This is a genomic window from Rhizobium sp. RHZ02, from assembly GCF_014851575.1.
GTDB lineage: Bacteria > Pseudomonadota > Alphaproteobacteria > Rhizobiales > Rhizobiaceae > Rhizobium > Rhizobium altiplani.
The window spans coordinates 1-4,413 of record NZ_JACUZX010000060.1 but is presented as its reverse complement, the minus strand read 5'-3'; the positions used below and the strand labels follow the sequence as shown (position 1 = coordinate 4,413).

4 protein-coding genes are annotated in these 4,413 nt (G+C 62.8%); all 4 read right to left on the bottom strand.

Annotation, left to right across the window (positions count from 1 at the left end; translation table 11 throughout):
* Positions 1–33: 33 nt before the first annotated feature.
* The 4 genes from IB244_RS31360 to IB244_RS31345 all read right to left on the bottom strand — a co-directional run bounded on the left by IB244_RS31360 (position 34) and on the right by IB244_RS31345 (position 4,389).
* Positions 34–1,149, bottom strand: coding sequence for an ABC transporter ATP-binding protein (locus tag IB244_RS31360; RefSeq protein ID WP_025660749.1), 1,116 nt, complete (start codon positions 1,147–1,149; stop codon positions 34–36).
* Positions 1,150–1,153: 4 nt separating this feature from the next.
* Positions 1,154–2,098: a carbohydrate ABC transporter permease gene (locus IB244_RS31355; protein ID WP_018117075.1), complete on the bottom strand. Its 945-nt coding sequence runs from the start codon at positions 2,096–2,098 to the stop codon at positions 1,154–1,156.
* The gene (locus tag IB244_RS31350; RefSeq protein ID WP_029792362.1) at positions 2,095–3,048 is read right to left on the bottom strand and encodes a carbohydrate ABC transporter permease; all 954 of its coding nucleotides are present in this window, start codon (positions 3,046–3,048) and stop codon (positions 2,095–2,097) included. Before IB244_RS31350 ends, IB244_RS31355 begins: the two co-directional genes overlap by 4 nt.
* 81 nt (positions 3,049–3,129) lie before the next feature.
* Positions 3,130–4,389 (bottom strand): ABC transporter substrate-binding protein, encoded by a 1,260-nt coding sequence (locus IB244_RS31345; RefSeq protein WP_018858615.1) that lies wholly within the window; start codon positions 4,387–4,389, stop codon positions 3,130–3,132.
* Positions 4,390–4,413 lie beyond the last annotated feature (24 nt).

Below are 4,413 nucleotides of genomic sequence, written 5' to 3'. Positions count from 1 at the left end.
GAGCTGTTCATGTTTGGAATCCTGGCTCCTGGTTTAAGCGATTCGGGTTTGGCTTTGCGGATCGAAGAACACGGCCTTGTCGAGGTTGAAGGCGAGGCGGGCGTGCTGGCCGGCCTGGATGCGGGCGTCGGCCCTGAGCCGCGCCACGACCTCCTTGCCGCCGAGCTTGGTGACCGCGAAGGTGTCGGATCCGGCCGGTTCCACCACCTCGATCAGGCAGTCGCTTTCGGCCAGCGCCTTGGCGTTGCGGTCCGCACCGTCAGGATCGGTCAGCGCCTCGGGGCGGATGCCGAAGACGATCTCGCGGCCGGTATGCGCTTCGAGCGCGCCGTTGCCCGCCGTGACAGGCAGCCGGATCGGCTCGCCCTGCGGACGCGAAAGCGACACGGTCAGGCCGGACGCCCCCTTCTCGATCGTCCCCGCGAGGAGGTTCATCGCCGGCGAGCCCATGAAGTCGGCGACGAACATGTTGGCCGGGTTGTTGTAGATCTCGGCCGGCGTGCCGAACTGCTGCACCTCGCCGTCGCGCATGACGGCGATCTTGGTGGCCAGCGTCATCGCCTCGATCTGGTCGTGGGTCACATAGACGATCGTCGTGCCGGTCGCCTGGTGCAGCCGCTTGATCTCGATGCGCATGTCGACGCGCAGCTTGGCGTCGAGGTTGGAGAGCGGTTCGTCGAACAGGAACAGCTTCGGGTCGCGCACCAGGGCGCGGCCCATGGCGACGCGCTGGCGCTGGCCGCCCGACAGCTGGCTCGGCTTGCGATTGAGCAGGTGGCCGATCTGCAGCACCTTGGCGACCTTGTCGATCGCCTTGTTGCGCTCCTCGACCGGCACGCCGCGCATCTCCATGCCGAAGGCGATGTTTCCGGCCACCGTCATGTTCGGGTAGAGCGCGTAGCTCTGGAACACCATGGCGATGTCGCGCTTCGACGGATGCAGGTCGGCAATGCTGCGGCCATCGACGCGAATGTCGCCCTCGGTGATCGATTCCAGGCCGGCAATGGTGTTGAGCAAGGTCGACTTGCCGCAGCCGGACGGGCCGACGAGCACGAGGAAGCCGCCCTTTTCCAGGTCAAGGTTGATGCCCTTGAGGATCTCCAGCGAGCCGAAGCGCTTCTTGAGACCTGAGATTTCGAGGAAAGCCATTGGATTATCCTTTGACAGCGCCCGCCATCAGGCCACGCACGAAGTAGCGGCCGGCGAGAATGTAGACGAGGAGGGTCGGAAGCGCTGCGATCATCGCCGCCGCCATGTTGACGTTGTATTCGACGACACCGGTGGAGGTGTTGACGACGTTGTTCAGCGCCACCGTCATCGGCATGGAATCGCCCGTGCCGGCATAGGCCGAGGCAAACAGGAAGTCGTTCCAGATGTTGGTGAACTGGTAGATGACGGTGACGACGATGATCGGCAGCGAGTTCGGCAGCATGATGCGGCGGAAGATCTGGAAGAAGCTGGCACCGTCGACCTGCGCCGCCTTCACCAGTTCGGTCGGAAAGGCCTCGTAATAGTTGCGAAAGAACAGCGTCGTGAAGCCGAGGCCGTAGACGACGTGAACGGTGACGAGGTTGACGGTCGGATTGCCGAAGCCGAGCGACATGCCGATCTGGTCGCGCAGCGTCGCCCCGAAGCGGCCGAGGCTGCCAAGGATGGTCGCCATCGGCAAGAGCACCGACTGGAACGGGATGAAGCAGGCAAACAGCATCAGGCCGAACACCAGCGTGTGGCCGGGGAAGCGCCACTTGGTCAGGATGTAGCCATTCAGCGCGCCCATGATCGTCGAGATCGCCACGGCCGGAACGACCATCTTGATCGAGTTCCAGAAGTAGCCCTTGATGCCGGCGCAGGTCAGCCCGACGCAGGCCTGCCCCCAGGCCTTGAACCAGGGCTCGATGGTCGGCGACTGCGGCAGCGCCAGCATGTTGCCGTTCTGGATCTCGTCCATCGTCTTGAACGAGGTCACCAGCATGACGAACAGCGGCATCAGGTAGATGATCGCGAAGATGACAAGCAGCCCGTAGATGAAGATCCGGCTGAACAGTCTGTTGCGCGAGGCGCTGGCCGCACTCGGCAGGGTCGAGGTGACGGCGCTCATCGCGATTTCTCCCTGAGTTCCGAATAGAGATAGGGAACGATGATCGCCGAAATCGTCATCAGCATGATCACCGCGCTCGCCGAGCCGACGGCCATCTCGTTGCGCTTGAAGGTGTATTCGTACATGAAGTTGGACGGCAGCCAGGCCGAGCCGCCGGGGCCGCCCGAGGTCAGTGCCACAACCAGATCGTAAGACTTGATCGCCATGTGGGCGAGCACGATGAAGGCCGACAGGAAGATCGGTCTGAGCAACGGGATGATGATGCGGCGATAGAGCTGCACGGTCGTCGCCCCGTCGATCTGCGCCGCCTTCATGATCTCGCTGTCGATGCCGCGAAGGCCGGCAAGGAACATCGCCATGACGAAGCCGGACGCCTGCCAGACACCGGCGATCACGACAGTATAGATCACGAAGTCCTTGTTCTTGATCCAGTCGAAGTGGAAGCTCGTCCAGCCGAACTGATGCAGCGTCTGCTCGAGCCCGAGCCCCGGATCGAGGAACCATTTCCAGGCAACGCCTGTCACGATGAAGGAGAGCGCCATCGGATAGAGGAAGATCGGCCGCAATATGCCCTCGCCGCGGATCTTCTGGTCGAGCAGGATCGCCAGAAACAGGCCGAGCGCCAGGCAGATGCCGACATAGAGCACACCGAAGATGCCCATGTTGGTGATCGAGGTGTACCAGCTGGACGGCGGATCGCTTTCGAACGTCCAGCGCCACAGCCGCTGATAGGCGCGCGGGCCCGTCAGCACGTAGGACGGAAAGGTCTTGGAATTGGTGAAGGACAGATAGATCGTCCAGAGGATGAAGCCGTAGACGAACACAAGCGTGATGGCGAAACTCGGCGCGAGCACGATCTTCGGCAGCGCGTCCTGCAGGCGCGCGCGGATGGAAATGGGCGTTCCACGGTGCGGCGTGAGAACGGTTTTATCGGTAGCGATGGTGCTCATGGGGTCATCTCCTCCAACGAGATCGTCCGTGGCGGAATCTTCCCCGCCGACACCGGCGGGGAAGACCGTGGGAGGCCTTGATTACTTGGCGTCGTCGATGGCCTTGACGAGCTCTTCGACCGCCTGGTCGGAGGTCTTGATCTGGCCATGCACGAACTTCGAGACGACGTCCTTGTAGGCATTGGCAACCGCCGGAGGCGCGCCATAGCCCTGGGCCAGCGAGCCGTACAGCGTGCCGCCTTCATTGGCCTTCTTCAGGTCGGCGATACCCTTCTTGCCGCAGGCGTCGAAATCGGTATCCGGAACGTCGGTACGGGCCGGAACCGAGCCCTTGACGACGTTGAACGCCGACTGGAAGCTCTTCGACAGCGTTGCCTTGGCAAGCGCCACCTGTGCTGCCTTGCGGTCGTCAGGCACGTTGAACATGCCGAACATGTCCGAGTTGTAGATCACGCTGCCGTCGGTGCCCGGGAAGCGGTAGCACAGGAAGTCGGTGTTCGGTGTCTTCTTGGCGGCGACGAACTCGCCCTTGGCCCAGTCACCCATCACCTGCACGAGCGCATCGCCCTTGATGACCATGGCGGTCGCAAGGTTCCAGTCGCGTCCGGAGAAGTTCGGGTCGACGTACTGGACGATCTTCTGCAGGTTGTCGAACGACTTCTTCATCGTGTCCGACTTCAGCGACTCCTCGTCGAGGTCGTTCATCGCCTTCTTGTAGAACTCGGGGCCGCCCGTCGACAGCACGATTGAGTCGAACATCGTCGCTTCCTGCCAGTTCTGGCCGCCGAGCGCCAGCGGCGTCACGCCGGCAGCCTTCGCCTTGTCGAGCAGCGCGATCAGGTCGTCGAAGGTCTTCGGCTCGGTGCCGCCGATCTTGTCCATCACACCCTTGTTGATCCACAACCAGTTGACCGAGTGGACGTTGACGGGGGCTGCGACCCACTTGCCGTCATAGACGGAGAACTTCTGCAGCGCCGCCGGAACCGCCTTGTCCCAGCCCTCGGCCTTCGCCGTCTCCGTCAGGTCCCCCATGACGCCGGCCTGGGCGTAGTCGAGAACGGTGTAGCCGAGCATCTGCGAGGCCGTCGGATAGGTGCCGGCCGCAACCATCGCCTTCAGCGCCGTCATCGCCGCATCACCGCCACCGCCGGCAACCGGCACGTCCTTCCAGGCAAACCCCTCCTTCGACAGATCCTCCTTCAACACGTTCAAGGCCGCAGCCTCGCCGCCGGACGTCCACCAGTGCAGCATCTGCACTTCCTTCACATCCGCAGCCTTGGCAGCACCCAAGCCCGCAACACTCATCGTCACCAACGCTGTCGTCAGCAAAAACTTGCGCATCGTTTCCTCCCGGTTTGCAAGTTC

What these genes read in the sequence shown, in the direction of transcription:
- IB244_RS31360 (WP_025660749.1), bottom strand. Translation starts at nt 1,149, where the DNA reads ATGGCTTTCCTCGAAATCTCAGGTCTCAAGAAGCGCTTCGGCTCGCTG.
- IB244_RS31355 (WP_018117075.1), bottom strand. Translation starts at nt 2,098, where the DNA reads ATGAGCGCCGTCACCTCGACCCTGCCGAGTGCGGCCAGCGCCTCGCGC.
- IB244_RS31350 (WP_029792362.1), bottom strand. Translation starts at nt 3,048, where the DNA reads ATGAGCACCATCGCTACCGATAAAACCGTTCTCACGCCGCACCGTGGA.
- IB244_RS31345 (WP_018858615.1), bottom strand. Translation starts at nt 4,389, where the DNA reads ATGCGCAAGTTTTTGCTGACGACAGCGTTGGTGACGATGAGTGTTGCG.